The organism is Hirschia litorea (assembly GCF_042665075.1).
Taxonomy (GTDB): Bacteria; Pseudomonadota; Alphaproteobacteria; order Caulobacterales; family Hyphomonadaceae; genus Hirschia; species Hirschia litorea.
Genome location: NZ_JBHTBR010000002.1, coordinates 535,571 through 562,335, shown reverse-complemented (window position 1 = coordinate 562,335; position 26,765 = coordinate 535,571). Strand labels below are relative to the sequence as shown.

Annotated in this window: 22 protein-coding genes; 10 read left to right on the top strand and 12 right to left on the bottom strand. The window is 44.3% G+C overall.

From position 1 onward, the window contains the following. Positions 1-2: 2 nt before the first annotated feature. Both ACFQS8_RS02730 and ccoS read left to right on the top strand, forming a co-directional pair. Positions 3-2,189, top strand: a complete 2,187-nt coding sequence (locus ACFQS8_RS02730; RefSeq protein ID WP_382165477.1) for a heavy metal translocating P-type ATPase — start codon at positions 3-5, stop codon at positions 2,187-2,189. Further along, positions 2,186-2,335, top strand: coding sequence for a cbb3-type cytochrome oxidase assembly protein CcoS (gene ccoS / locus ACFQS8_RS02725; RefSeq protein WP_382165475.1), 150 nt, complete (start codon positions 2,186-2,188; stop codon positions 2,333-2,335). Before ACFQS8_RS02730 ends, ccoS begins: the two co-directional genes overlap by 4 nt. A 29-nt stretch (positions 2,336-2,364) precedes the next feature. Here ccoS and acs read toward each other — a convergent pair whose 3' ends face one another. From acs to tpiA, 11 genes are all read right to left on the bottom strand, one after another. Then, a complete protein-coding gene (acs, locus tag ACFQS8_RS02720; protein WP_382165473.1) occupies positions 2,365-4,311 on the bottom strand; it encodes an acetate--CoA ligase in 1,947 nt (648 codons plus the stop codon). Between the two features lie 157 nt (positions 4,312-4,468). Then, complete coding sequence (lpdA, locus tag ACFQS8_RS02715; RefSeq protein ID WP_382165471.1) at positions 4,469-5,887, bottom strand: dihydrolipoyl dehydrogenase; 1,419 nt, start codon at positions 5,885-5,887, stop codon at positions 4,469-4,471. Positions 5,888-5,931: 44 nt separating this feature from the next. After that, positions 5,932-7,242, bottom strand: coding sequence for a pyruvate dehydrogenase complex dihydrolipoamide acetyltransferase (locus tag ACFQS8_RS02710; protein WP_382165469.1), 1,311 nt, complete (start codon positions 7,240-7,242; stop codon positions 5,932-5,934). Positions 7,243-7,325: 83 nt separating this feature from the next. Further along, entirely contained in the window at positions 7,326-8,705 is a 1,380-nt protein-coding gene (locus ACFQS8_RS02705) for a pyruvate dehydrogenase complex E1 component subunit beta (RefSeq protein WP_382165467.1), read from the bottom strand. A gap of 5 nt (positions 8,706-8,710) precedes the next feature. Further along, on the bottom strand, positions 8,711-9,742 hold the full coding sequence (gene pdhA / locus ACFQS8_RS02700) for a pyruvate dehydrogenase (acetyl-transferring) E1 component subunit alpha (RefSeq protein ID WP_382165466.1): 1,032 nt from the start codon (positions 9,740-9,742) through the stop codon (positions 8,711-8,713). 105 nt (positions 9,743-9,847) lie between these two features. Further along, a complete protein-coding gene (locus ACFQS8_RS02695; protein WP_382165464.1) occupies positions 9,848-10,144 on the bottom strand; it encodes an FtsB family cell division protein in 297 nt (98 codons plus the stop codon). Positions 10,145-10,291: 147 nt separating this feature from the next. Further along, positions 10,292-11,569, bottom strand: coding sequence for a phosphopyruvate hydratase (eno, locus tag ACFQS8_RS02690; RefSeq protein WP_382165462.1), 1,278 nt, complete (start codon positions 11,567-11,569; stop codon positions 10,292-10,294). Between the two features lie 95 nt (positions 11,570-11,664). Next, the gene (gene rpmF / locus ACFQS8_RS02685; protein ID WP_382165460.1) at positions 11,665-11,847 is read right to left on the bottom strand and encodes a 50S ribosomal protein L32; all 183 of its coding nucleotides are present in this window, start codon (positions 11,845-11,847) and stop codon (positions 11,665-11,667) included. Positions 11,848-11,946: 99 nt separating this feature from the next. Continuing rightward, complete coding sequence (locus tag ACFQS8_RS02680; RefSeq protein ID WP_382165458.1) at positions 11,947-13,581, bottom strand: CTP synthase; 1,635 nt, start codon at positions 13,579-13,581, stop codon at positions 11,947-11,949. Between the two features lie 48 nt (positions 13,582-13,629). Beyond that, entirely contained in the window at positions 13,630-14,088 is a 459-nt protein-coding gene (secG, locus tag ACFQS8_RS02675; protein WP_382165456.1) for a preprotein translocase subunit SecG, read from the bottom strand. Between the two features lie 152 nt (positions 14,089-14,240). Next, positions 14,241-14,990, bottom strand: a complete 750-nt coding sequence (gene tpiA / locus ACFQS8_RS02670; protein ID WP_382165454.1) for a triose-phosphate isomerase — start codon at positions 14,988-14,990, stop codon at positions 14,241-14,243. Between the two features lie 181 nt (positions 14,991-15,171). Here tpiA and ACFQS8_RS02665 point away from each other — a divergent pair, with 181 nt between their 5' ends. From ACFQS8_RS02665 to lexA, 6 genes are all read left to right on the top strand, one after another. After that, positions 15,172-17,073 (top strand): peptidylprolyl isomerase, encoded by a 1,902-nt coding sequence (locus tag ACFQS8_RS02665; RefSeq protein WP_382165452.1) that lies wholly within the window; start codon positions 15,172-15,174, stop codon positions 17,071-17,073. Between the two features lie 19 nt (positions 17,074-17,092). Further along, complete coding sequence (trpE, locus tag ACFQS8_RS02660; RefSeq protein ID WP_382165450.1) at positions 17,093-18,535, top strand: anthranilate synthase component I; 1,443 nt, start codon at positions 17,093-17,095, stop codon at positions 18,533-18,535. Next, positions 18,532-19,134 carry an anthranilate synthase component II gene (locus ACFQS8_RS02655; RefSeq protein ID WP_382165448.1) on the top strand — a complete coding sequence of 201 codons (603 nt, stop codon included), beginning with the start codon at positions 18,532-18,534 and terminating at the stop codon, positions 19,132-19,134. Before trpE ends, ACFQS8_RS02655 begins: the two co-directional genes overlap by 4 nt. Positions 19,135-19,143: 9 nt before the next feature. Beyond that, positions 19,144-20,166, top strand: a complete 1,023-nt coding sequence (gene trpD, locus ACFQS8_RS02650) for an anthranilate phosphoribosyltransferase (protein ID WP_382165447.1) — start codon at positions 19,144-19,146, stop codon at positions 20,164-20,166. Position 20,167: 1 nt separating this feature from the next. Further along, the gene (trpC, locus tag ACFQS8_RS02645; RefSeq protein WP_382165445.1) at positions 20,168-20,962 is read left to right on the top strand and encodes an indole-3-glycerol phosphate synthase TrpC; all 795 of its coding nucleotides are present in this window, start codon (positions 20,168-20,170) and stop codon (positions 20,960-20,962) included. An 81-nt stretch (positions 20,963-21,043) separates the two neighbouring features. Beyond that, on the top strand, positions 21,044-21,730 hold the full coding sequence (lexA, locus tag ACFQS8_RS02640) for a transcriptional repressor LexA (RefSeq protein ID WP_382165443.1): 687 nt from the start codon (positions 21,044-21,046) through the stop codon (positions 21,728-21,730). Positions 21,731-21,770: 40 nt separating this feature from the next. Here the strand turns inward: lexA and ACFQS8_RS02635 are convergent, their stop codons facing one another. After that, positions 21,771-23,651, bottom strand: coding sequence for a ComEC/Rec2 family competence protein (locus ACFQS8_RS02635; RefSeq protein ID WP_382165441.1), 1,881 nt, complete (start codon positions 23,649-23,651; stop codon positions 21,771-21,773). A gap of 279 nt (positions 23,652-23,930) precedes the next feature. Here ACFQS8_RS02635 and gltX point away from each other — a divergent pair, with 279 nt between their 5' ends. Beyond that, positions 23,931-25,403 (top strand): glutamate--tRNA ligase, encoded by a 1,473-nt coding sequence (gltX, locus tag ACFQS8_RS02630; RefSeq protein WP_382165439.1) that lies wholly within the window; start codon positions 23,931-23,933, stop codon positions 25,401-25,403. A gap of 48 nt (positions 25,404-25,451) precedes the next feature. Next, a complete protein-coding gene (gltA, locus tag ACFQS8_RS02625) occupies positions 25,452-26,756 on the top strand; it encodes a citrate synthase (protein ID WP_382165437.1) in 1,305 nt (434 codons plus the stop codon). The last annotated feature ends 9 nt before the right edge of the window (positions 26,757-26,765 follow it).

Here is a 26,765-nt window from a genome sequence, read left to right as displayed (position 1 = left end):
AGGTGGATGCCGATACTGTAAACGTTGATCCTTCAATATATGTGAAAGATAACAACGGCATATTTTCATTAGATATCTTAGTTTCCGGTGCAAAATGCGGCGGTTGCATTTCTAAAATCGAAGGAAGCCTTCATGAGATTCAAGGCATTTCCTCAGCTCGCATGAACTTAACAACAGGAAAATTAAAAGTTGTTTGGGACACTACAGATACAGACCCAAAGGCCATTTTATCAAAATTAGCAAGCTTGGGTTATGGAGCTACTCCATTCGACGTAGAAGAAGCCAACACTTTACATTCAACTCGCGAGAAACAACTTCTGCTTGCCATGGCTGTTGCTGGCTTTGCTACAGCAAACGTAATGTTGCTTTCTGTTTCGGTTTGGTCTGGTTTTGGAGAAATGAACCCCGAAACAAGAGAATTTTTAAATTGGATTTCTGCCTGTATAGCGATCCCCGTTGTAGCATTTTCTGGTAGGCCATTCTTCTCATCAGCTTATACCGCTATCACATCTGGCAACGTCAATATGGATGTCCCTATTTCCCTTGCAGTATTTTTAGCAATCGGAATGAGCGTGTTTGAAACCATAAATCATGGACAACACACCTACTTTGATGCCTCGGTAATGCTATTGTTCTTCTTATTGATTGGTCGCTTTCTTGATGCAAAGCTACAAAGGAAAGCTCATTCTGCTGCTCGAGACTTAGCCTTAATGCAGTCAGCTTCAGTCACGCGATTATCTAATTCTCAAAGCGTTGAATCTGTTAAAGCCTCAGACATAAACATTGGAGATATTTTACAAATAAGTCCCGGCGAACGATTTGCGGTAGACTGCGAGATCGTGTCTGGAACAAGTGATTTGGATACGAGAATGGTTTCGGGAGAAAGTCATCCTATACCATCAGAAAAACTCAGTAGGATATACGCTGGCACGATAAACCTGACAAAGTCACTTATTGTACGTGCATTGGCGAATGTTGACGATTCTATGTTGGCGGAAGTATCTGCCTTATTAGATACTGGCGAATTGAAAAAATCCCGCTACAGAAAGATAGCAGATAAAGCAGCTCAGCTTTATGTACCTTTAGTCCATACTGTCGCGGGAAGCTCTTTCATTGCTTGGGTACTATACAATGGCGACATTCAACACGCTATTTTTATTGCTATCGCTGTCCTTATAATAACTTGCCCTTGCGCTTTAGCGTTAGCAGCACCCGTTGTTCAGGTCGTTGCCATCGGCAAATTATTTAAAAAGAATGTATACCTCAAATCAGGTGACGCTTTAGAAAGAATAGCGGCGTGTGATTATGTCGTGTTCGATAAAACAGGCACTTTAACGAACCCTGAAGCTGAATTGCAAATTGCACCTGAAGACAATGAAGACCTATTGAATGCTGCTCAACTTGCTAGAGGAAGTCGACACCCTTTTTCACGTGCATTGGCGTTAAGGGCCGGTACTGGCCCTCTTGCCAAAGATATAGAGGAGGTTCCTGGATGTGGAATTACTGGAAAAATCAATGGGGTATATACTAAATTAGGATCCGCAAACTGGGTTTTAGGTAAAGGGTCACAACCATTCAATGAAAGCGCACTCTATTTCAAAAGGGAGAGCGCTGATGCAGTCCAGTTTCTTTTTTCAGAAACAATCGTTTCCGGCACCTTAGAGACCTTTGCTGAGCTGACGAGAAGAGGACTATCATATGAGGTTCTATCTGGTGATGCTCCAGAGAGGGTCCACGCCTTTGCAACCAAGACTGGAGCAGACAATTGGAAGGCGGGCATATCTCCGGTAGAAAAAGCCAACCGCATAGCCCAGCTCGAAGCAGCTGGACACAAGGTCTTGATGATCGGTGATGGTTTTAATGATGCAGGTGCCATCGCCAATGCTCACGCATCCCTAACGCCAGGTGGTGCAGTAGACATTAGTCGCGCAGCTAGTGATGGTGTTTTTTCGGGTGAAAATATATTTTCTGTGATAGAAATTTTAGATATAGCACGTCAATCCAAAGCAAGAATGCTAGAAAATTTTGCCTTTGCAGCAGTATACAATATTATCGCAATTTCATTTGCTGTTTTCGGGTTCATCACACCCATTGTCGCTGCCATCGCGATGTCAGGATCGTCGCTAATAGTGACTCTCAACGCCTTAAGATTAAATCTATCTCACTCCAGCAAAAGCAAGTCCTTATGAGTGCACTACTATACTTAATCCCTATAGCGCTTTTTCTAGGCCTGTTAGGTCTATTCGCATTCGCTTGGTCTCTCAAATCAGGCCAGTACGACGACCCTGATGGTGCGGCGGTAAGAATTCTCAATTCTGACGACAAACCATTATAGCGCCATACTCGTATTAATTGGCTCGAAAGTTACTTTTTATTCTGCCTATTCGCTATCAAATTATCCACCACCGCTGGGTCAGCCAGCGTGGACGTGTCACCAAGGTTTGAGAAATCATCTTCAGCAATTTTGCGAAGAATACGTCTCATAATTTTGCCAGACCGAGTTTTAGGCAAACCAGGAGCAAATTGAATCTTATCTGGTGCTGCGATAGGCCCTATTTCTGTTCGCACCCATTTTATAAGTTCTGTTGCCAATTCCGAACTAGGATCTACGCTTGCATTCAAAGAAACATAGGCATAAATACCCTGTCCTTTAATATCATGCGGATAGCCAACAACTGCCGCTTCCGACACTTCTGCATGCGCAACCAAAGCGCTCTCAACCTCGGCGGTTCCCATACGATGTCCAGAGACATTTATAACATCGTCTACGCGCCCTGTGATCCAATAATAACCGTCTTCATCACGACGACACCCATCACCCGTAAAATACTTTCCTTTATATGTTGAAAAATATGTATCAATAAACCTTTGATGGTCGCCATACACAGTTCTCATTTGACCCGGCCATGATTCAGCAATCACAAGATTGCCTTCAGCGGGTCCTTCTAAAACCTTTCCTTCGGCATCCACAATCTCAGGCTTGATCCCAAAGAATGGTAAGGTCGCTGAACCAGGCTTCAAATCTGTAGCTCCGGCTAAAGGTGTTATCATTATACCGCCAGTTTCAGTCTGCCACCATGTATCGACTATGGGGCACCTACGTTCACCTACAACTCTATGATACCACTCCCAAGCTTCTGGGTTTATCGGTTCACCCACAGATCCCAACAGTCTCAAAGATTTACGTGATGTTTGCTTAACAAACGCTTCTCCTTGTCCCATTAGAGCACGAATTGCTGTTGGCGCAGTATAGAATATATTCACATTGTGCTTATCAATAACTTGCCAAAACCGCGAAGCATCAGGATAAGTTGGCACGCCTTCAAACATCAATGTAGTAGCTGCATTCGCAAGCGGTCCGTACACAATGTAACTGTGCCCCGTTACCCAACCTACATCGGCTGAACACCAATAGATGTCACCCTGCTTATAGTCGAATACATATTCGTGTGTCATGGAAGCCCAAACAAGATAACCACCTGTGGTGTGCAATACGCCCTTGGGTTTTCCAGTTGATCCTGAAGTATAAAGAATAAAGAGAGGATCCTCAGCATTCATAGGCTCCACTTCACATTCCAAGGCCACATGCTCTTGTGCTTGATCAAGCCAAACATCACGATTTGGAACCATCTCCACATCATTACTGGTATGTCTTACAACTAGAACATTTTTAACATCTGACGCGTGTTTTAAAGCCTGATCAACGCTCGATTTTAGAGGAATGGTTTTACCACCACGGAGCCCCTCATCCGCTGTTATGACTAAACGGCTATCACAATCATTTATTCTTCCGGCCAATGCTTCGGGTGAAAATCCTGCAAACACTATGGAATGCACAGCACCTATTCGCGCGCAGGCGAGCATTGCAAACGCGGCCTCAGGGATCATTGGAAGATACAGCGTTACCCGGTCACCCTTTTTTACATCCAGAGACTTTAGCACGTTGGCAAATCGGCAAACTTGCGCATGAAGCTCTGCGTAAGTGATGTGCCGACAATCCTTAGGATCGTCGCCCTCCCAAATGATAGCCACCTCATTTGCTTTATCTTTTAGGTGTCTGTCTATACAATTATACGCAACATTTAGCTCTCCATCTTCATACCATTTTACGTGGAGATCATCTTTATCCCAGCTAGTATTTTTTACTCGGCTATAGGGCTTTGACCAACTTACACGCTTACCGTGTTCGGCCCAAAACGCTTCGTTATCTTCAATGGATTGGCGATACATATCATTATAGCTTGTCTCATCCACCAGAGCGTTCTTAGCGAAGCTTTCAGGAACTTTATATTTGGTTTGAGAAACTGACATAAGATGTACTTTCCTTTGGAGGGGCTTTTCAGGAATGCGATTTCTAAATGCTATCAAAGTCATTCACGATACGGAAGCGCACTGATCGTGATTTCTAGAGATCAAAAAAAAGGCCCCACATTTCTGCAGGGCCTCTAATCTTTGGATTTAAAACAATTTAGATATGGATCGCACGCCCATAGGCGTCCAATGTACTTTCATGCATCATTTCAGATAAAGTTGGATGCGGGAAAATTGTTTCCATAATCTCAGCTTCTGTTAGCTCTGCCTGACGCGCAATTACAAACCCTTGAATTAACTCCGTAACTTCAGCTCCCGCCATGTGGGCACCAAGTAGTTCACCAGTCTTTTCATCAAATACTGTTTTAATAATTCCGTCTGGTTCGCCTAATGCTACGGCTTTACCATTACCCAAGAATGGGAAACGACCTACCTTAACTTTATGGCCTTTTTCTTTTGCTACGGCCTCTGTCATACCAACAGATGCTACTTGTGGATGGCAATAGGTACAGCCGGCGATATTGTTTGTCTTAAATTCATGTGGGTTTTGACCCGCAATTTTCTCTACACAAACGATACCTTCATGAGTTGCCTTGTGTGCCAACCATGGTGGCCCCGTCAAATCACCAATCGCATACAGACCGGGAACACCCGTGCGCCCAAAACCATCAACTGTGACATGCGTTCTATCAATTTTTGCACCAACTTCTTCCAAGCCAGTGTTCTCAACATTTCCGACGATACCAACAGCGACGATAACAACATCAGCTGTTATCTTTTCAATCTTTCCGTCTTTTAATTTAACGGAAGCTGTTACGCTGTTCTTTCCCTTTTCAAGTCCTTGCACTTGCGCTGATTTGATAAGTTTCATGCCTTGTTTGGTGAGGCTCTTATCTACAAAGTTTGAAATGTCAGCGTCTTCGACAGGAAGTATACGGTCTAAGGCTTCAATAACAGTCGTTTCTGAACCCAGCGTATTATAAAAACTCGCAAATTCAATCCCAATTGCACCGGACCCAATAACAAGAAGCTTTTTCGGAACTTCCTTAGGTACTAAAGCCTCACGGTATGACCATATACGGTCTCCATCAGGAACAAGACCAGCCTGAGGAATTGACCGTGCACGCGCTCCAGTAGCCATAATCACATGTTTAGCTGTGTAGGTACCTTCTCCTTTGCCGTCTTTTACCACGACACTAGGGGCTGGCTTTCCAGCTTTAAGGCTTGCAGTTCCTTCAATAACAGTGATTTTGTTTTTCTTCATCAGAAAAGCAACACCATTTGCCATTTGCTTTGAAACACCACGGGAGCGTTCTACAATTTTCTCAATATGAGCAACAGGTTTAACCTTACCAAGCCCATATTTTTCAGCATTTTCCATCATGTGAAAAACTTCAGACGTCCGAAGTAATGCTTTTGTAGGTATACACCCCCAGTTGAGACAAATTCCGCCTAATTCAGCACGCTCTACAATAGCAGTCTTCATTCCTAGTTGAGAGGCACGAATTGCTGTTGCGTAACCACCAGGTCCTGAGCCAACAACAATAAGATCAAACTGGTTCTTTGCGTCCGCCATGGGTCGCTCCTTCATGTTAGTCCGTTACAGTAATCCAATTTGCATTAAAGCAGCATAGACTCTGGTCCCTCGACATAGCGTTTGAATGCTAGCAGCCACTTGGCTCCCTCAGCACCACCGACTACACGGTGGTCACAAGTAAGTGTGACGGTCATAACCGTAGCTGCTTTAAGTTGGCCATCCGGACCAACAACTGGTCTCTTTTCACCAGCACCTACCGACATAATCATACCTTCTGGCGGGTTTATGATGGATGAGAAAGATTTCACACCAAACATTCCCAAATTGGAAATTGAGAACGTACCACCCATGTATTCTTGTGGCGCAAGCTTACGTTCGCGAGCACGTTTGGCGAGATCTTTCATTTCAGATGAAATCTGCGCAAGACCTTTAGATTGAGCATCTTTAATCACTGGTGTGATCAGGCCGCCATCAATAGCCACCGCAACTGAAACATGCGCAGATTTGTGATACGCAATGCCGTTGTCAGTATAGCTTGTATTACAATCAGGCTCATCCATCAGCGCCATAGCTGCTGCTTTAATAAGCAGGTCATTTACTGATATTTTAATGCCCTCTGGAGCTGCCTCATTGATCGCTTTACGCGCCGCTAGAAGCTTATCCAATTGTAGGTCCACATTTAAGGGGAAGTGTGGAATCTGCATAAAGCTTTCTGTTAGGCGTCGCGCAACGACCTTTCGCATACCATCTAAAGGTTCAAGCCTGTAGCTGTCAGGTGCATAGACACGATCATCAAGTACTTGCGGCAGTATCAGACCATCAGGAGACGCAGAGCTAGCACCCACCTTCCCAGTAGCTGCACTACCAGGTTTAGCATTATCCACGTCAGCGCGCAGAATTCGACCACGCGGTCCCGACCCTTTAAGCGTTGAAAGGTCTATATTTTTTTCTGCAGCTATCCGTTTGGCAAGAGGCGACGCAAAAATACGCGTTCCCTTCTCCGCAGAAGGAGATGGTGCGGATTTACTTGCTGTTGCAACTTTGGGAGCTTCTGATTTTTCTACCTTTTTCTCGGCAGGAGTAGATTTTTCTTCTGTTTTGGGAGCCGGTTGTGCTTGAGCAGCAGGACCCTTTATAGAATCCAAATCTTCTCCATCTTCAGCAAGCACAGCAATTACAGAATTAACTTTGACGCCCTCAGCGCCTTCGTCAACCAGAATGGTAGCAATGCGCCCCTCATCAACAGCTTCAACTTCCATTGTCGCTTTATCTGTTTCGATTTCGGCGATCACATCGCCTGGCCCTACGGCGTCGCCTGGCTTAACCAGCCATTTGGCGAGTTTGCCCTCTTCCATGGTTGGAGATAGTGCGGGCATGGTAATGTTGATTGGCATCTAGGCAGTTCCCTTACGGCAGGCGGCGCAGACTTCATTCTGCGCCAACCTGTTCATTTCAGTTACCTTGCATGTTTAGTCGTCTAAACGTTGCAAACCTTCTTAGCTGCTTCCACGATGTCATTCGTGTTTGGCAATGATAGTTTTTCCAAGTTACCAGCATATGGCAAAGGAACATCTTTTTGGTGAACCCGAATTGGGGGTGCATCTAGGTAGTCAAATGCTTCATCGACACACACTGCCGCTATCTCAGCACCAACTCCGTAACATCCCCAACCTTCTTCACAACAAACTACACGGCTCGTCTTTTTGACACTTTCAATCACTGTGTGAGTGTCTAGCGGACGGATAGTGCGCAGGTCGACAACTTCCGCACTAATACCATCTGCCTCAAGAATTTTAGCAGCTTCAAGTGCATAACCCACCATTCTAGAGTGAGCTACAAGAGTTACATCGGATCCTTCACGACGCACCTTGGCTTTTCCAATTGGAAGTACAAAGTCTTCCATATCAGGAACCTCAAAGCTCTCTCCATAAAGTAATTCATGCTCTAAGAAGACAACAGGATTAGGGTCACGGATTGCTGCTTTCAATAAGCCCTTAGCGTCAGCTGCATCATATGGTGCCACCACCTTTAGACCCGGCACATTCCCATACCAAGTAGCATAATCATGTGAGTGCTGGGCCCCCACGCGAGATGCCGCACCATTTGGGCCACGGAAGACTATAGAACACCCCATTTGTCCACCAGACATGTAAAGTGTTTTAGCTGCCGAGTTGATAATGTGGTCTATAGCCTGCATCGCAAAGTTGAATGTCATAAATTCAACGATGGGCTTAAGGTCTGCATATGCAGCACCAACAGCCAAACCAGCAAAACCATGTTCTGTGATAGGTGTATCTACTACACGTCGCTCACCAAATTCCTGCAACAACTCACGTGTAACTTTATAGGCACCTTGGTACTGCGCAACCTCCTCCCCGATAACGAATACAGATTCATCACGGCGCATTTCTTCAGCCATTGCATCACGAAGAGCGTCACGTACCGTTGTCGTTTTAAAATCTGTACCTTCTGGAATATCAGGATCTGACAACACATCATCTGCAGGCGGCATATTATGCCCGACGTTCACCTCTTTAGGCTCAACATTTTCGGGAGTTGAACTTGATGCTTCTACAGAAGAAGGACCAGCAGATGCGACCGCGGATAAATCTTCTCCATCCTCAGCTAACATTGCTATAACGGCATTTACCTTGACACCCTCAGAACCTTCCGCAACGAGAATTTTGGCAATTGTGCCTTCATCGACTGCTTCAACTTCCATAGTTGCTTTGTCGGTTTCTATTTCAGCTAAAATATCACCCGGTGAAACTTTATCACCCTCAGCTTTTAGCCATTTTGAAAGCGTTCCCTCTTCCATTGTAGGGGAAAGAGCAGGCATAAGAATTTCTACTGACATTTACCTTAAACCTCCCGCAATACATCTGTCCAAAGCTCGGACGGATCCGGTTCTGGGCTTGTCTGAGCAAAATCAGCACTTTTGTTCACAATTACACGAACTTCTTTATCTACAGATTTAAGATCTTCTTCAGTGGCAATTTTATTTTCCACTAGGTATTTCTTTAGACCTTCGATTGGGTCGTGATGAGAACGAATATCATCGACTTCTTCGCGTTTTCGATATTTCGCAGGGTCAGACATAGAGTGCCCACGATATCTATACGTCTTCATTTCTAGAATATATGGACCTTTGCCTGAACGAATGTGTTCTACAGCTTTCAGCGCCGCTGCTCTAACTTTCAGAACGTCCATTCCATCAACAGCTTCACCTGGAATATCGAAAGAAATACCACGTTTATACAGCTCTTGTTCTGCGGAAGCACGAGAAACTGCTGTCCCCATAGCATACTGGTTGTTCTCTATGACATAAAGAGCTGGAAGCTTCCAAAGCGAGGCCATGTTGAATGACTCATACACTTGCCCTTGGTTGGCAGCCCCGTCACCAAAATAAGAAACAGAGATGTTGTCATTTTTCCTGTACTGATTTGCAAATGCCAACCCTGTTCCTAAGGAAACTTGAGCACCCACAATACCGTGACCACCATAAAAGTTTTTCTCTTTGGAGAACATGTGCATTGAGCCACCTTTACCGCGAGAATACCCCCCCTCGCGTCCAGTCAACTCAGCCATCACGCCGTCAGCTTCCATGTCACACGCTAGCATGTGACCGTGGTCTCTATATCCAGTGATGACTTGATCACCTTCCTTGAGTACGCTTTGAACACCAACAACAACAGCTTCCTGCCCGATGTACAAGTGACAGAAACCTGCGATGAGTCCCATACCGTAAAGTTGACCAGCCTTTTCTTCAAAGCGACGAATCAACAACATGTCCCGATAGTATTTCAATACGTCTTCGTTAGACGGATCTGACTTCGGGCTCGGTTTACCCTTTTTGGGTGATGTAGCGTTAGCGGCGACCAAGCGAACCTCCATGAAATTTTCGTTAGACTACTTAATGCTACAGCCCTTCGTCCAGTCAGAGCTGCTATGCAATTTTGGTGTTGCAACGCACCAAGAGAGACAAGTTAGACCAATTTTTTAATCTTCACGGCCATCGCTCACATTCAGTATAATCTCATCTGAGCGAGCATAAGCTAGCTTTTTTCTAGCCAGTTCTTCAAGATAATCCAAATCAAGCGTTTCTGAGCTCAATCTATCTATTCGCGTTTGAGTATCAAGCTTTTCTCTCTGAATCCCCTCTAATACAAGGGATAGTTCTTTTTCTTGTTTTTGAAGGTCAGTCCATTTTGCTAGTCCCTGATCACCAGCCAAAGCATTGTATGCGAAATATACAAGCACAAGACTCAAAACTATGCTGATGACAAACGAGCGCATCTCCGAACCATTCTTTCAATTAAATTATCGATACTTTTTATTGTCTCAAGCTTAATGTCACGTTTATCTTTTTTATTGCAGCGCAATACAAAAAACGCTCGAAACATCGAAGCTTCGAGCGTTCTTTTTTGTAACTAACGTAAATACCTAAGCACGAATCGAACGTCTACCAAGATATATAGCCTGTTCGTCGAGTTCTTCTTCGATACGAAGCAGCTGGTTGTATTTAGCCAATCTGTCCGACCGAGCAAGCGAACCGGTTTTGATTTGACCACAATTTGTAGCTACTGCCAGGTCTGCAATCGTGGCATCTTCTGTTTCACCTGAGCGATGAGACATGACTGCAGTATACCCACTGCTGATCGCCATATTTACCGCATCCAAAGTCTCCGTCAAAGTACCGATCTGGTTTACTTTTACCAAAATAGAGTTGGCCACACCCATTTCAATGCCTTGAGCAAGACGTTTGGAGTTCGTTACAAACAAATCATCACCAACCAATTGGCATTTATTTCCAACGAGATCAGTAAGAGTTTTCCAGCCATCCCAATCATCTTCAGCCATACCATCTTCAATTGAAATAATTGGATATTTATTGACCAAGTCCGCGAGATAATGAGCCATTTCATCGGACCCAAGCGTCTTACCTTCGCCGGAAAGAATGTATTTCCCATCCTTGTAGAATTCAGTTGAAGCCACATCTAAAGCTAACGCACAATCATCCCCCGGACGATATCCAGCCTTTTCGATTGACTTCATAATAAATGAAATGGCCTCTTCAGTAGATGCTATGTTGGGGGCAAAACCACCCTCGTCACCAACGGATGTACTCAACCCAGCTTCTGATAGGCTTTTCTTTAGGGCATGGAAAATCTCAGTTCCCATCCGCAGAGCTTCAGAAAAAGACTCAGCCCCAACGGGCACGATCATAAATTCTTGAACATCAATAGGGTTATCAGCGTGCTCACCACCGTTAATGATATTCATCATCGGTGTTGGCAGGATGTGCGCGTTTGCCCCCCCCACATAACGATACAATGGTAAACTAGCAGCTGTCGCAGCAGCTTTTGCAGTCGCCAAAGAAACACCAAGGATGGCGTTCGCTCCAAGGCGAGATTTTGTTTCAGTACCATCAAGATCTATCATGGTTTGGTCGATACGACGCTGATCTTCAGCTTCAAGACCGATCAATTCTTGATAAATCTCAGTGTTTACAGCCTCAACTGCTTTTAAAACACCCTTGCCACCATAACGTGATTTATCACCGTCACGAAGTTCGTGAGCCTCATACGCACCTGTGGAAGCACCTGATGGCACAGCAGCGCGACCCATAGAACCATCTTCTAGGGTCACATCTACTTCTATAGTTGGGTTTCCCCGACTATCTAAAATTTCACGTGCAAATATATCTACTATTTCAGTCATGGCAGTCCCTCTCGACTCTATTGAGAAAAAGCTGGGACCGCATGCCTAATAGTAACGGCGCTAACGGAGCGCTCAACAGCGGCCCCTAAACGGCGTTAGTCTTCTTTAGGCTCTAGTACTTGCTTACCACGGTACATTCCTGATTTCAGGTCAATGTGATGTGGACGACGAAGTTCACCAGAATCTTTGTCTTCGATATATGTAGCACCTTCTAGACGGTCGTGCGCACGGCGCATACCACGTTTAGAGGGCGAGGTTTTCCGCTTTGGAACAGCCATGTTTCTAGCCTCAAAAAAAAGGAAAAGGTGGCACACGGCCACCCAAATCAGCGGGCTTGATACGCTGATAAGACACGCATTGCAAGCCCTTGTTGACGGTTAAACGAGACGACTTTGAATTTTTGCCGCCCCAATGAATGATGAAAACAGTGGATGAGGCTCAAACGGGCGAGATTTAAGCTCTGGATGATACTGAACACCGATATACCAAGGGTGATCCTCTATCTCTACTATCTCAGGCAATAGACCATCTGGTGATAGACCAGAAAAAATCAATCCTGCTGCTTCTAATTGCTCTTTGTAAGCGATGTTTACTTCATATCTATGACGATGACGCTCTTCGATTCGGTCCGTACCATAAATTTCAGCTACTTTGGAACCAGATTTCAAAATCGCAGAGTAAGCTCCAAGACGAAGAGTTCCACCTAAATCCGTACTTTCGGAACGAACTTCTTTAGAATTCCCTTTTGTCCACTCCTCCATAAGGCCTACAATTTTAGCATTTGGCGACCCAAACTCAGTTGTTCCGGCCCCTTCAATCTGAGCCATATTTCGAGCAGCCTCCACTACAGCCATTTGCATTCCATAACAAATTCCAAAGCATGGTATTCGTTTTTCTCTAGCATATTGGGCCGCACGGATCTTACCCGTGGCTCCTCGCTCACCAAACCCACCAGGCAATAATATCGCATGAGAACCTGAAAGCTCGGATTCAAGATCAGAGTCGGAGTCATCAAACAGTTCAGATGATACCCACTTTATTTTTACCCTCACCTGATTGGCCAAACCACCATGATGAAGAGCTTCAATTATTGATTTGTAGGCGTCTGGAAGCGCTACATACTTTCCAACAACAGTGATATCCACTGTACCGTCTGGGGAACGTAAAGCTTTAGAAATGTTATTCCATCGTGTTAAGTCAGGCTCTGGCGCATCTTTGATTCCGAAGTGCCGCAATACTTCTCTGTCTAGACCACGACGATGGTAATCAAGAGGCACTTCGTAGATGTGTTCAGAATCCAGAGCTTCGATAACACTATCATGTTTAACATTACAAAACTGACCGATCTTTCTACGCTCACCATCAGGGATAGCTCGCTCTGATCGACACAATAACACGTGCGGCTGAATGCCAATCGAACGCAACTCTTTCACCGAGTGTTGCGTCGGCTTTGTTTTCATTTCGCCTGCCGAAGCAATAAAAGGCAAAAGTGTTAAATGCACGAAAACAGCTTGCTGAACGTCCAACTCCTGATTCAGCTGACGAATCGCCTCAAAAAAAGGCAAACCTTCAATATCACCGACAGTTCCACCAATTTCGCAAAGTACAAAATCAACATCGCCCGCGTCCGAAAGGACAAAATCTTTAATTGCATTAGTAACGTGGGGGATAACCTGAACAGTAGCCCCGAGATAATCACCTCGACGCTCTTTCTCAATAATATTCTGGTAAATACGTCCAGTTGTTACATTGTCGGTTTGCCGAGCAGAAACACCCGTGAAACGCTCATAATGTCCTAAATCAAGGTCTGTCTCCGCACCATCATCAGTAACATAAACCTCCCCATGCTGATATGGAGACATCGTACCAGGATCAACATTAAGGTAAGGGTCTAGTTTTCGGAGTCGAACTTTGTAGCCACGCGCTTGCAGCAACGCACCCAAAGCGGCCATAGCGATTCCCTTCCCTAAGGAAGAAACAACGCCGCCGGTAATGAAAATATATCTTGTCATGACGGGAAATAATAGACGCACCAAAACAAGGTACGCGTCAAGCTATGACTATTGGTTTTCAGATTTTGGCGCGGAATTTTCATCAGTTTCAGTGCCATCTGAAACTGGGGATTCTGCATTCTCCGAGGTAGCCACGCTTTCAGCAGCTAACTCTTCAGAAATCAAATCTGCAGGTTCTTCTTCCACACCTAGAACATTATCAGAAAGACCTAACTCGTCTGACAAAAGTGAACCACCCTCTTCTTTCAGAGTACGTGAAACTTCGGAATCACTTTTAGAATGTTCATAATTGATACGGGTGAGAGCCAAACTTGTGACAAAGAATATAGCAGCAAGCACCATAGTTACACGCACAAGCGTATCAGCTGCACCACGTCCAGACACCAGACCACCACCAGAACCACCGCCCCCCATACCAAGAGCACCACCTTCAGAACGTTGCAGTAGAACTGATACTATGAGGGCAATACAAGATAATAAACTTAGAGCGAGGAGTGCGTTTTCCATGATAGTCGGAGAACCTAAACTGTGAATCCAACTGTCTGAAAAGCACTTTACGAGGCTCGCGCCAAGCCCTTAGAATAAGAATTATGAAAAAAAGATGCGCATACCCCCAAATATTTGGAAATACACGCACCCTATTTAATATCTTCCAACGACTAACTGGCGCGAATTATAGACAAGAAATCTTCGGCTTTCAGACTCGCTCCGCCCACTAATCCGCCATCAACTCCATCAATGGCTAAAATTTCTGATGCATTAGAAGGCTTCATTGAGCCTCCGTAGATTATCGGAGTAACTTTCGATCTATCTCCGATTTCTTCCGTCAATACATGCCTTATTAAAGAGTGCGCTTCTGAAATATCATCAACACTGGGGGTCTTTCCACTGCCTATTGCCCAAACAGGTTCATAGCCAATCGCTATACTCCCTTTTTTTGCTTCTTCCGGCACACATTCTCGAACTTGTTTTGTCAGAACGGAAAGAGTTTCACCTGAATCTCGTTCACTAAGGCTCTCGCCTATACAGATTATAGGGATCAAACCCGCATCTAGAACAGCTTTTGCTTTTGATCTCACGGAAATATTATCTTCGCTATACGATTCTCGACGTTCAGAGTGCCCAACTATGACATACTTAGCGCCAATATCTTTCCATTTTTCTGCACTAATATCCCCAGTATAGGCACCAGCTTTTGCGGCGTGGCAATCCTGACCGCCTATTTTGACAGGCAAGTTGGTAACAGCATCTACGGCCAAAGCTGTTAATGTCGCCGGTGGACAGATAACAACTTCCCCATCTATTGGATTCTCCTTCAAACTAGCACCAATAGCTAATATTTGATCGATATCCTGCCGAAGTCCGTTCATCTTCCAATTCCCTACAATCAGGGATTTTGCATTTTTCATTCTTGTTGTCCCGTTATATGACAGTGCTCTTTTTGGCACTTAAACTACAGCCACTTCAATGGCTCATATCATTTCGTATCTTGCGTCAAACGCCTTGGTCGCCTAGCAAGCTGTCTAATGTACTGCAAGACTCGTGCACGTTAGAATTCGCGTGCTTACACTATTTTGGGAGATTATCCTTATGCTGTCTATTGTCCGCCGAATGGTTCGGTCCAAGTTTATGTTAGTTATTTTTGGACTTCTTGTCGTCGGACTAGCTGGCATGGGATTGCCAAATATGTTTTCTTCCGCAGAGCCTCGCGGTCTAATCAGCTCCGGTGATCGTTTTATAGTCAAACGCGATGCTGAACGCCGAGTGGATGCATACCTAAACGCTGTACGTGAAAATCAAGGTAGAACACTCACCCGGCAAGAAGCAGCTCAAAATGGTACTGTGCAACAAATTCTACAGGGCTTGATTAGTGAAACAGCACTACTGGGTTTTGCAGATCAACACAACATTCGCGCAAGCCGATTTGCTGTCACAGAAATGGTTGCCAACGCACCGCGCTTCAAAAATGCAGTTACAGGCGAGTTTGACGAAGACGCTTTTAGAGCCTTTGCCAACCAACAAGGAATGACGATAAAACAACTAGAAAAAGATCTTAAAGACAGTTTCACTAGAGAGTATGTCGTTAATGCTGTCAGAACTGGGGTTAATGTTCCTAACTCACTAGGAAAAGTGTGGATGACTTCCCAATCAGAGCAGCGGTCTTTTTCATATGTAAAAATAGCACCAGATCAAGTTCCAGTTGACCTAGAAGTAACCGATGAAGACCTCCAAGCCTTTTACGATGAGCATAACGCAGCTTTTAGACAACCAGAGCGTAAAGCGGTTAGCATCATCTCAATGTCGCCGTCAGATTTTTTATCCGCTGTAGAAATACCTGAAGCAGACCTACGTGACATGTATGAGTTACGCATCAAAGATTTTTCATCACCCGAGCAACGCACGATAACAGAGTTTACGTCTTCCAATCGCCGGGATGTTCAGCAAGCTATCGATGAAATAGGTGCCGGAAGGGACAAAGAAGAGGTATTGTCCTCCATCTCCAGCCTAACAACGACTTCCCGTTCAATAACTAGTTCTGACTTAACCAACGAAGAATTTTCAAGAGCCGTTTTCGCCGTTAGCAATGGTACTCATATAGGCCCATTCGAGTTGGAAGACGATCTATGGACGGGCGTCATTGTAGAAGAAATTACTCCTGGTTTAGCTAAACCCTTTGAAGCCGTATCCGATGAGATTTTTCAGAGTATGGCGCTGATTGAATCGGAAAAAATATTTGACCAAAAGCAAGAAGAATTTTTTGACCTGATCGGCGGAGGGTTCACCTTCGAAGAAGCTTCAGATGCACTTGAAATTCCCGTCATGTCTTATGAAAGTATCGACACCCAAGGTCGCAATGAAAGAGGACAAGTAATTGGAGGTATCGTCTACCGCCCAATGGCTGCTCAAATTATAAATCAAATGAGCTTTGATGGAGAGGTCAGCGAAATATTAGATGACGTAGCTAATGGTTTATACGTCATTCGTTTGGATGAAATCCAAAAAAGTTACGTACCTGAACTTGCGGATATTGAAGAATTGACGAAAGAAAGTTTACTCGCTTTTCGTAAGTCACAAGCTGTAGAGAGTCAGGCGCAAAAGGTTTTAGAAAAAGCAACTGAAATCAAAAACCTCCAAAATGTTGCAGAGGACTTTGATCTAAAATTTGTAAAACCATCGACCAACCTAACCCGAAGGGAAATTCCTGAAGGAATATCCAGAGCTATGGCCTTCCAAATTCTTGGCGCTGCTGAAGGCGATTATGTTTTAGCTCCAGAACAGGATGGTTCTATTTCAGTAATACACATTGAAAAGATCACCAATCTTGATCCCGAAATGTTAGATCTAATGTCTATATCTGGAAAGCGTGCAATTTCAGAAGGACTAGAAACTGATATAGAATCAGCATTCGTGGAAGCCATCATTCAAGAATCTGAAGTTGAATTTAACAATGATGCCATCGCTGAATTTGTAACTTCAATGTCTGGCACATAGTGAATTAACTGAGATACAGATGAGTAGCACCAAAGTACAATTAAAAATAAGACGGCGTTTAGACGATATAGAAACGCCCGTATCCGCTATGCTGAAACTAAATCCCAAGAATGGCGGAACATTTTTGTTTGAGTCAGTCTTGGGCGGTGAGCAACGCGGACGCTATTCTCTTATAGGTTTAAGACCAGATTTATGGTGGAAAGTTGAGGGTGGCAAAGCACAGACCTCTGATTCCAGAGATTTCAACACTGTCTTGCATGAATCCGAAACACCGATGGACGATCTTCGACGCTTTATTGACTCCTGCGATGTAGAAGCACCTCTCAACGAAGATCTTCCTCCAATGATAGCCGGCGCATTTGGGTATCTTGGCTACGATATGATTCGGTACGTTGAAAAACTTCCTGCGCCTCCAGCCGATAGCCTCGAAGTGCCTGAAGCTGTTCTGATGCGCCCCACTGTAATACTAATTTTTGACTCAGTGAAACAGGAAATCATATTAGCTACCCCCGTCCGAGATAGTGACGAGAAATCTAATATACTCCTAGATGAAATAGAATCCCTTTTGGATGCCCCCCTTCCAGCATGTAAACCGATCAATCGCGAAATTGAACCTTTAGAATTTACTTCTAATACATCTCCAACACGATACTCGGAGATGGTAAAAAAGGCTCAAGAATATATTAAAGCAGGAGATATCTTTCAGGTTGTACCTAGCCAAAGGTTTTCGACGAACTACACAATCCCTCCTTTCGCTCTTTATCGAGCCCTAAGGCGGTTAAACCCTTCACCATTCTTGTTTTATATAAACTTAGGCGATTTCCAAGTTATTGGTTCCAGTCCAGAGATTCTCGTTCGTTTACGTGATAAACGTGTTTCTGTTCGTCCGATAGCGGGTACTCTGCCGCGTGGGGGGACTGACGAAGAAGATGTCAGAAACGAGAAGACACTTCTCGCTGATCCGAAAGAACTTGCTGAACATCTAATGCTTTTGGACTTAGGTCGCAATGATGTTGGGCGCGTGGCCAAGTATGGAAGCGTTAAAGTGACTGAGAGTTTTATAATTGAGCGCTATTCACATGTCATGCATATCGTTTCCAATGTTGAAGGCGAGCTCCGCGAAGAGGAAGACGCAGTTTCAGCACTGATGGCAGGGTTTCCAGCCGGCACAGTCTCAGGTGCCCCTAAAATCCGCGCTATGGAAATTATCAATGAGTTAGAAACCAATAAACGCGGCGTTTACGGCGGCGGTGTCGGTTATTTTGGCTCTGATGGCGATATGGATATGTGTATCGCCTTGCGGACAGCAGTGATCAAAGATCAGAAACTTCATGTCCAAGCAGGCGGCGGCGTTGTACTTGATAGTGATCCAAAGAAAGAATTTCAGGAGACAGTTCATAAAGCAGGAGCACTGTGCCGCGCAGCTGAAGAAGCAATTAGGTATTCTGGAGGTAACCAATGACCAGCCGCACTCCAGAATCTAATCGTCCCAAAATCCTCGTAATAGATAATTATGATAGCTTCACGTGGAACCTCGTACATTATTTAGAAGAATTGGGAGCTGACACTGAAGTCGTAAGAAACGATGCTTATACAGTGGATGATTTACTTGCTAAATCTCCCAATGGTGTTGTTTTATCTCCTGGCCCTAAAACCCCCGACGATGCGGGAGTGTGTCTTGACCTCCTCATAGCTGCGCCAGAACAATTACCGATATTTGGCGTCTGTTTGGGTCACCAATCTATAGGACAAGCCTTCGGCGGAAAAGTGTCTTCGGCCAAAGATGTTCTACATGGTAAAACATCAACCGTTACTCATGTTGGCGGGAAAATGTTCGAAAATATTCCAAATAAATTCGAAGCTGTTCGTTACCACTCCCTCGCCGTAGAGCGCCTAGGTTTACCTAATTCTTTAAAAATCGAAGCAGAAACTGATGATGGTGAGATTATGGCTCTTTCTCATGTAAGTCGCCCTGTCTTCGGCGTGCAATTCCATCCGGAGTCAATTGGCTCAGAATTTGGGCACAGGTTACTACAAAATTTTGTAGATATAACACGTTAAGAGGATAGAATGAGCGATTGTGTAAAACAGGCCATTAGCCTTTTGGCGGATAGTAAAACACCTAAACAGCCACTAATTCGAGATTGCTTTGACGCAATCTTATCTGGGTCCGTTGATCCAATACTCATATCTGCTTTTTTAATGGGTTTGCGCATAAAAGGCGAAAGTGTTGACGATATTCAAGCAGCCTCCGAAACGATGCGTGCGCATTCAATTCAGGTCAGCGCACCGGAAGATGTAGTTGATACATGCGGTACTGGTGGACTCCCTTTTATTAGCCTTAACACATCAACGGCTTCAGCGTTGGTCATAGCAGGTGCCGGAGGCCGGGTGGCCAAACACGGAAACAGATCAGTTCCACCCAAAACTGGTTCGGCCGATGTTCTTGAGGCCCTGGGGGTCAAATTGGACATAACGAAGGACCAATTTCAAAATTGTTTAGAACACGCCGGAGTTGGTTTCATGTTTGCGCGGGCGCACCATTCTGCAATGCGCCATGTTGCTCCTGTGAGACAAACTTTGGGGTTGCGGACAATATTCAATCTCCTTGGCCCTCTCACAAACCCGGCAAACGCAAAATTCCAAATCATCGGCGTATTTGACAAAAAATGGTTAAATCCCCTCGCCGTAACTCTTCAGCGATTAGGGACTCAGAAAGCATGGATTGTTCACGGTGACGATGGATTAGACGAGATCAGTATATCTGGTGAGACACACGCTGTAGAGGTTACACCTAAATCCATAACTCCTTTTACAATTATACCTGAGAACCTTGGGATTTCTCGCTCCAGTTTAGAGGACCTCAAAGGCGGAAATGCGGAATTTAACGCAACAGCGATTACTGACCTTCTAAACGGCAAACACTCTGCTTTTAGAGATATTGTAGCCATCAATGCGGGCGCTGGCTTATATATGTCAAACAAAGCAAATTCACACCCAGAGGGTGTAAAACTAGCATTCGCAGCAATAGATGATGGACGTGCGAAAACCGCGTTGCAGACGCTTGTTAAATATTCAAACTTAGGGTCCTAGTATGAGTACCGCTTTAGATAAAATAATTGAATATAAAAAAGAAGAAGTTGCTACACTTAAAGCATCCAGAAGCTTTGAATCTTTACACTCAGAAGCACTTCACCAAACCCCTCCTCGTGGTTTTGCAAAACGGATGCAAACGATTGCTAATCAAGATCAAAATGCCTTAATTTGCGAGATTAAAAGAAAAAGCCCTTCAGCCGGAAAAATAAACTCGCTTTCTGACCCTACTGCTGCTGCAAAGGCATATGAACACGGCGGTGCTGCTTGTATTTCAGTTTTAACTGACATGCCCAGTTTTGGAGGATCGCTGGATGACATGGTTGCCGTACGAAACGCTGTAACACTCCCAGTGCTTCGCAAAGACTTCATGATAGATGTTATCCAGATATTGGAAGCTAGAGCACATGGTGCAGATGCAATATTATTGATAATGTCGGTTCTGGACGACAATCAGGCAGCAGAAATGCATTCGTTCGCTGATCAACTCGGTATGGCTGTTTTGCTTGAGTCCCATAATGAAGAAGAATTAGATCGAGCCTTAAGCCTTCCTTCCCCCCTCATTGGTGTGAATAATCGCGACCTAAAGCGAATGGTTACCGATCTTGAAACGACGGTACGCTTATCCAGTCGTATTCCTTCCGAGAAACTTTTAATTTCGGAAAGCGGTATTAAAGCCTCCGAAGATATCGCCATGCTTCGCAAAGTTGGTGCTAGAGGTTTCTTAATTGGCGAAAGTCTTATGAAATCTGGAAATATTGCAAACGATGTCCGCGAACTTCACACAACTTCTTAATCATTAATGTTCCACGATTGACCCAAACCAAGAACACATGTAGAACTTTACGTGACTCGTAATTTGGATTGGCAATTTATTATGCTCACTACGAAACAACGTGAACTATTACTGTTTATACACCAACGCATCAAGGAAACAGGAGTTTCTCCTTCTTTTGATGAAATGAAAGCAGCGCTAGATTTAGCTTCAAAATCTGGCATTCATAGACTAATTACAGCCCTTGAAGAACGAGGCTTTTTAAGGAGACTTCCTCATAGAGCTCGGGCCATTGAGGTTCTAAAACTTCCAGAAAGTGCAACTCCTTCAGCCCCACCCAACGGCCGCACTAGCTTTCGCCCGGCAATTGTTAGCAGAGAAGGCATTCCCGAGCCCTCAGCAAATTTAGGCACAATTCCCGTATTAGGCAGGATCGCAGCAGGTGTTCCCATTGCGGCAATCCAGAATGAAACTGACCGCGTAAATATGCCATCTGGTGATATGGACCCTGATCAACACTTTGCATTAGAGGTGCAAGGAGATTCTATGATTGAAGCAGGTATCTTGGATGGTGACGTTGTAATTCTGCGCAAAGGTGACACAGCAATATCTGGAGAAATTGTCGTCGCTCTTATTAATGAAGAAGAAGCCACCTTGAAACGAATACGCAAGCGCAATGGTTCCATTGCCTTAGAAGCTGCTAATCCAGCATACGAAACACGCATATTCGGACCAGATAAAGTAAGAGTACAGGGTAAACTTGTGGCTTTGGTGCGCCAATACCATTAAGAACCTAGAGAACGATTTTACATATACAGAAGCGTCCGTTTTAATCTGACCATGGGCGCTTCTGATGTCCCCCACCCCAATATCGAACACTCAAAGTATTGCCTCGTGATAAAACAGTAAAACGCGATGCTTGTTCCGTTCTGCCAACGGGTAAACAGATATTTGAATTACCTCTGCTCAATCTCAAATAACTAAAGTCATCAATATTTTCGTTCTCTAAGAAACGCGGTGTGCACAATTCTTGATTTACAGACACATTGTATTCAGGATTGTCGATCCATACCGGATTCAGATAACTTTCAATATTCCCCTCCTCTAGTTTATCCTTGATACTAAGGGGAGCTAATGGCTTTTTTCTCATTCCTTGAGGCAAAATTCGCACCCACCTATTTCCTTGGGCAAGATAAATAATGCCCTGCTCATCTACATGGGCGATAGGTGCTTTCTGAAAATATGCAAACCCTAGCGCAATGATAATCGGAATAATCGCTAAAGTCTTAAACCAACTGTCAAAAACAATACTCAGACCGATACCAAGAACCAAGCACCCAAATATTAAGGGTGTAACTAACGTAACACTTCCATCCACGGAAATTTGGCTTACAAATTGAGAAATTTCGAGAACTTTATTAAGAGAAGCACCGAACGCAACTAGGAACGGGTCTTGAATCCCTAAAGGCCATGCTAACAATGCTAATGATGCTACTGGTGCAGATAACAGGCTTATAATAGGCATTACCATTAAGTTTGCGGGAATACTCAACGGCGCGATACGTCCGAAGTGAAAGGCCGCGAAAGGAGCTGTAGCTAAAGATGCCGTCACGGAAGTGGCGACTAAAGAGCTTATCCAATTAGATAACTTTCCCCATTTACCGCTACTCTTATTTCTCGGCCAGTTTTCATACATGGCTATCAATGCTGCAGTCGCTGCAAACGACATTTGAAACCCAGGTGTAACTACAGTTTCAGGCTGTAAAATCAGCACTATAAACATTGCGACTAAAACACTTCTCAACGAGAATGCAGGTCTATCAAAAAGAATGGCCACCAAAGCAATCAATGCCATTATATAGGCTCTCTGAGTGGCTACCGAAGCTCCTGACATAACGAGATATGTTGTTGCCCCTAAGATAGCACCAAACGCCGCCACTTTTTGAACAGGTACGCGTAATGTTATCCATTCAAAATAAGGGATGCTGGTCCGTATTAAAAAGAAGAACACACCCGCAGCTAATCCCATGTGGAGACCTGATATCGCCAGCAAATGAGCTAAACCAACAGAGCGCAACAACTCTTGCTCTCGCGAGGTGAGAAGACTCCTCTCACCGGTAATCATCGCTGCTGCCATACCACCAGCTTGTGGGCCTATGACTTTGTATATATGAAGAGCTATTGCATGCCTCGACGCAGCTATTTTATCCTGCAGCTGTTCAAATGCGTTTGGTTGCTTGAGATTTACAACACCAATAGGCTTGCATTCACCAAGTACAAAACCCACTCCGCCTAATTGTTGGAAAAACGCTTGTCGTCTAAAGTTATAATCTGTGTCCAATATCTGCTTTGGAGGAGGAGAAAGAAATACTAAGCACCTCAATAATCTTCCCGGACTTAGCTGCGTGTTATTCCTTTGCGTAACTCTCACAAATTTAGGAGTATCGGCTAAAGGTAACCCTGAGACAGCACCCACTTGGATACGCAATCTATTTCCGTTGTTGCCACCTTCAATTTGGATCAATTTACCTTCTAAAGTAACCGGCCCCATACTGGAATGGATCATCGGTTTATCTACACAGAAAGTTCTAAGTTTTATAAGATTAAAACCCAGAGCAAAAAAGACCAAACAGATTGCTGTTAAGTTTAAAACGAAATTGCTTCTAAAAAAGTCTAGCCGAACAAATAAAACAGCTCCTGCCAAAGCCATAACAGATGTCCAGAACGGTGGTTCAAACCAAAAATTTAAATATAATGTGATCCCAGCAATAAGACTCAATGGGTAAAGAATGCTCCATCGAAATGCATGCCTATCTAGAAACTCAGTAAAAAAATTCGCATTTTGCAACATTCTTAAGAAAAACACGCAAAATGACGGAAAGGCCACTTGCCCAAATAGCCGTGGATGTGGTCTTCAGTCAGACAGTAAATCAGACGGAAGCGAGAATACGCTTCCCTCTCATTCTGAGGCTCATGTTTGAAAGACGATATGACGGTAATCACCCGCTTTGCCCCTTCGCCAACCGGATACCTACACATTGGTGGTGCGAGAACTGCTTTGTTCAATTGGCTTTATGCAAAAGCCAATGGTGGAAAATTTCTACTACGTATTGAAGACACCGATCGAGAACGGTCAACAGAAGACGCCGTTCAGGCGATTTTTAATGGGCTACAGTGGTTAGGCGTTGAATCTGATGATGAGCCCTATTTCCAGTTTTCTCGTGCGAATAGGCATCGTGAAGTCGCGGAAAAAATGATAGAAAGCGGTTCAGCTTTTAAGTGTTACACGAGTGCTGAAGAATTAGCCGAGCGAAAAGAATTAGGTGAGTCCAAGAGATCAGCTTCCAAAGAGGCAGCCAATCAAGGTGACGACATACTTGCGGCTAAGTTAAAAAAAGAAGCAGATGTTTTATTGAGTGCTTATCGGTCCCCTTACAGAGACGGATTAACGCCTAAAGACCCCAATGCTCCCTATGTCGTACGTCTCAGAGCTCCTGACAAAAGCAGAATTGATTTCATTGACGACGTTCAAGGAAATGTCGGTGTTAATGCAGAACAAATCGATGACCTTATTTTATTAAGGTCTGATAGCACGCCAACTTATATGCTTGCTGTTGTGGTCGATGATCACGATATGGGTATTACACAAATCATCCGCGGCGATGACCACCTGGCCAACACCTTCCGCCAAATACCCATCTATCAAGCAATGGGATGGACCCTACCTAAGTTCGCTCACGTACCACTTATACATGGTCCTGACGGGAAGAAGCTATCTAAAAGGCACGGTGCTCTCGGCGTCGAAGCTTATAGAGACATGGGGTTCTTACCTGAAGCCGTTAACAACTATCTACTTCGCTTGGGCTGGTCTCATGGTGATGATGAAATTATCTCTATTGAGCAAGCTATAAATTGGTTTGGTACCGAAGCGCTTGGAAAATCAGCTGCTAGATTAGATTTCGATAAATTGAAATTTGTAAATGCTCATTATATCGCCAAATCAGATAATATCCGGCTTTGCAATCTCTTATTTGCCCGCGACGGTTTCACTCAATTGGATGAAATCATAAAAACGCGTATACAGTCTGCCATGACGGAATTAAAGACCCGTGCAGCTACAATAGAAGAATTGGAAACTCTCACGCATTTTCTATTGAATATTAGGCCAATAGAAATAACTGGTAAATTAAAGAAGCGGTTCTCTTCGGAATCAATAGGACGATTGTCAAAATTGTCAGGCTACTTAAAGAACTTACCTGTTTGGAAAAATGCAGAACTGACCGCTGTGCTATCACAATTTTGCACAGAAGAAGGTATAGGCTTAGGAGCAATTGGACCAACATTGCGCGCTGCTTTGACTGGAAACTCTCCAGCGCCGGACCTTGGACTAGTACTTGAATGGCTAGGGCGTGAAGAGGCGCTAAGTCGAATCGACGACCAACTTAATAAATTCGGTGCATGACTCTCCCATCACCGATAAAACACTTAAATTATAAGGGGCTGATAAGATATGGAAAATAAAGTCAAACCAAACGGTAAAGCAACTTTAACAGTTGCAGGAAAAACTGCAGACTTACCAGTGTATTCAGGCACCGCCGGTCCTGATGTTATCGACATATCTTCGTTGAGCAAACAAACAGGACACTTCACTCTAGACCCTGGCTTCACTTCTACGGGCAGCTGTGAAAGTCAAATTACGTTTATTGATGGAGAAAAAGGCGTCCTACTTCACCGTGGATACCCTATTGATCAATTAGCGGAGAAATCTGACTTCTTAGAAGTGTGTTATCTTCTCCTGAATGGTGAATTGCCAACTGCGGCCGAGCTCTCTGAGTACAAACACACTATTACAAATCACACGATGATCCACACACAGTTTGATCGTTTCTTTGATGGGTTCCGCAGAGACGCCCATCCTATGGCAATCGTAACTGGTGCAATTGGTGCTCTATCCGCATTTTATCACGATTCATTGGACATCAATAATCCTCAGCACCGCTTGATATCAGCTCATCGCCTTATTGCAAAAATGCCAACTATCGCAGCGCGCGCACACAAATACTCCATTGGACAACCTTTCATATCTCCGAGAAATGACCTTGGATATGCTGCAAACTTCCTACGTATGTGTTTTGCGGTACCCGCTGAAGATTACCAAGTTCAAGAAGTAATGGCACGTGCTATGGATCGTATTTTCATCCTTCACGCCGACCATGAACAGAACGCATCTACTTCAACAGTTCGCTTAGCAGGTTCTTCAGGAGCAAACCCATTTGCATGTATGGCGGCTGGTATAGCTTGTCTTTGGGGACCATCGCATGGCGGAGCAAATGAAGCTGCCCTTACAATGCTTCAAGAAATCGGTACTGTTGACCGTATTCCTGAATACATTGCACGCGCAAAAGATAAATCTGATCCTTTCAGACTAATGGGTTTTGGACACAGAGTGTACAAGAACTACGATCCACGTGCTACAGTTATGCAGAAAACCTGTCATGAAGTATTGGATGCCGTAGGTGCTCACAACGACCCACTTTTACAGGTTGCTGTGGAGCTAGAGCGTATCGCTCTTGAAGACCCTTACTTTGTAGAAAAGAAACTTTACCCGAACATAGATTTCTATTCTGGCATAACATTGAAGGCTATGGGATTCCCAACTGAAATGTTTACAGTATTGTTTGCATTGGCACGTACCGTGGGTTGGGTGGCACAATGGCAGGAAATGATTGAGGATCCAACTCAACGAATTGGCCGCCCTCGCCAGATATACACTGGGGCCGCAAAGCGTGATTACCTACCAGTGAATAAACGTTAGTAAAATGTA